Origin of the sequence: Candidatus Pelagibacter communis (assembly GCF_001180025.1) — a bacterium.
GTDB lineage: Bacteria > Pseudomonadota > Alphaproteobacteria > Pelagibacterales > Pelagibacteraceae > Pelagibacter > Pelagibacter ubique_A.
This window is the reverse complement of record NZ_CVSK01000068.1, coordinates 1-2457: the sequence shown is the minus strand read 5'-3', so window position 1 is coordinate 2457 and position 2457 is coordinate 1. Positions and strand designations below refer to the sequence as shown.

General features: G+C 30.4%; 3 protein-coding genes. 1 reads left to right on the top strand and 2 read right to left on the bottom strand.

Translation table 11 applies throughout. The annotated features are described in order from the left end of the window. Positions 1-49: 49 nt before the first annotated feature. On the top strand, positions 50-1669 hold the full coding sequence (locus tag AMN83_RS04050) for an electron transfer flavoprotein-ubiquinone oxidoreductase (RefSeq protein WP_075504400.1): 1620 nt from the start codon (positions 50-52) through the stop codon (positions 1667-1669). Here the strand turns inward: AMN83_RS04050 and AMN83_RS04045 are convergent, their stop codons facing one another. Together AMN83_RS04045 and AMN83_RS04040 are read right to left on the bottom strand one after the other, a co-directional pair. Next, positions 1670-2059 carry a DUF2237 family protein gene (locus AMN83_RS04045; RefSeq protein ID WP_075504399.1) on the bottom strand — a complete coding sequence of 130 codons (390 nt, stop codon included), beginning with the start codon at positions 2057-2059 and terminating at the stop codon, positions 1670-1672. Then, a partial coding sequence (locus AMN83_RS04040) for a putative 2OG-Fe(II) oxygenase (RefSeq protein ID WP_218960981.1) occupies positions 2037-2457 on the bottom strand: 421 nt, incomplete at its 5' end. The genes AMN83_RS04045 and AMN83_RS04040, both read right to left, overlap by 23 nt.

Below are 2457 nucleotides of genomic sequence, written 5' to 3'. Positions count from 1 at the left end.
ACAAATTAAACACTATACAAAAATAATCCTTACAGTTAAAAACTAGAGTATGTCTAGAGAATCGATGGAATATGATGTTGTAATCATAGGTGGAGGGCCATCAGGATTATCAACTTCAATAAAGTTAAAACAATTAGATCCAAATTTAAATGTTTGTTTATTAGAAAAAGCATCAGAGATTGGAGCTCATATTTTAAGTGGAAATGTATTTGAAACGCGTGCTCTAGATGAATTACTACCAAATTGGAGAGAATTAAATTCTCCAATTAAAACAAAAGTAACTAAAGAAAAATTTTTATTTTTAGGAAAAACCAAATCTTTAAGTTGGCCAACTTGGCTTCTACCTGTGGTACAACAAAATCATAAAAATTATATTATTAGTCTTGCAAACTTATGTAGATGGCTTGCTGAACAAGCTGAAAATTTAGGTGTAGAAATCTTTCCAGGATTTCCAGCAAGTGAAATTTTATATAACGAAGATGGATCTGTTAAAGGTGTTGCAACTCAAGATATGGGTATAGATAAAGATGGTAATAAAAAAGATAGTTTTGAACCAGGTATTGAGCTTTTAGGCAAAGTAACTGTTTTTGCAGAAGGGTGCAGAGGTCATTTAGGAAAACAATTGATTGAAAAATTTGAATTAAATAAAGGTAAAGATCCTCAACAATACGGAATTGGTTTTAAAGAGATTTGGGAAATAGAAGAGAAAAATCACGAAGAAGGTTTAGTAATGCATACAGCTGGATGGCCATTAGATAATAATACATATGGTGGTAGTTTTATGTATCATGCAGAAAATAAACAAGTTTTTTTAGGCTATGTTATTGGATTAGATTATAAAAACCCACACTTATCTCCTTATGATGAATTTCAGAGATTTAAAACGCATCCGGTAATAAAAAAAATAATAGAAGGTGGAAAAAGAATTTCTTACGGAGCAAGAGCCTTAATTGAAGGTGGATTTCAAAGTTTGCCAAAAATGTTTATGCCTGGAGCTTTACTAGTTGGTTGTGATGCAGGAACCTTGAATATGCCAAAAATCAAAGGTTCTCATACAGCGATGAAAAGTGGAATGATTGCAGCTGAAACTATTAATGAACATTTGAAAGAAAACAAAGATTTATCCATTTATGAAAATAAATTTAAAAATAGCTGGTTATATAAAGAACTTTATGAAGCCAGAAATGTAAAACCTAGTTTTAGCTGGGGATTAATTTTAGGAATTATTTTTACAGGGATAGATCAAATTTTATTTAGAGGAAAACTTCCTTTTACTCTTAAACATAAACATGCTGATCATGAAACATTAAAACCTGCAAACCAAATGCCTAAAATAGATTATCCGAAATATGATAATGTAATAACATTTGACAAAACAAGTTCAGTTTATCTTACTGGTACAAATCATGCTGATAATCAGCCAGTTCATTTAAAGCTTAAAGACCCTAATTTGCCTATTAATTACACATTGGAAAAATTTGATGAACCTGCTCAAAGATATTGTCCTGCAGGGGTTTATGAGGTTCAAAAAGAAAATGATATAAATAAATTTGTAATCAATTCTCAAAATTGTATCCATTGTAAAACATGTGATATTAAAGAGCCATCTCAAAATATTACTTGGGTTACACCAGAAGGTAGCGGTGGTCCAAAATATGGAAATATGTAATTAAGATAAATCTATTGCAAACTTCTTTAAAGTTTCAATAGGAAGATATTTTAGAGTATTTTTATGAGTTCTTTTTAAGAAAATTGGACAACCTTTACCTGCTTCAACAGCTTTAGCATACCAACTAGCACATACACACCAACCATCACCATCTTTTAATCCTGGAAAACCAAATTCTGGATGTGGAGTAATCAAATCATTTCCTGCTTCTTTTAACCATTCCAAAAATTCAGTCGTTACTTTTGCGCAAACTGTATGAACACCATGATCATTTTCATCAGTGTTACAACAACCATCTCTTAACCATCCAGTTAATGGGTTATTAGAACATTCTTCTAACTTTTCACCTAGAACATTTTGTTGTTTTTTATCTCCCTCTATAAACGTCATGAATTTCTTCATCTATATTAGCATTAAAAGATATTGATCTTCTTTCTTCGTCAGTATCAGTAAATGGATAAACAGTATGCATTAAATAATTTGGAAAAAAATAAAAATCTCCAACTTCTGGTTTTATTGTAAGTGTTGATTCACACAAAAACATTTTAGATCCATGAATCAACTGTAAACTTCCACCCATGTATTTATTTTGTTTTGACTTTTGTTTATGTTCACCAAATCTTTTTGGTACTTTTAAAAAACCTGCACCTGATATATGACCAGTATGCCAATGAGTCGGGTTATATTCATTCTGAAACTGTCTAACTATCCACGATGATTTTAAATTAAATTTTTTTATTTTATTTCCAGTTTCAAGTTCAATCCATTTATGAACAGACATAGATAAA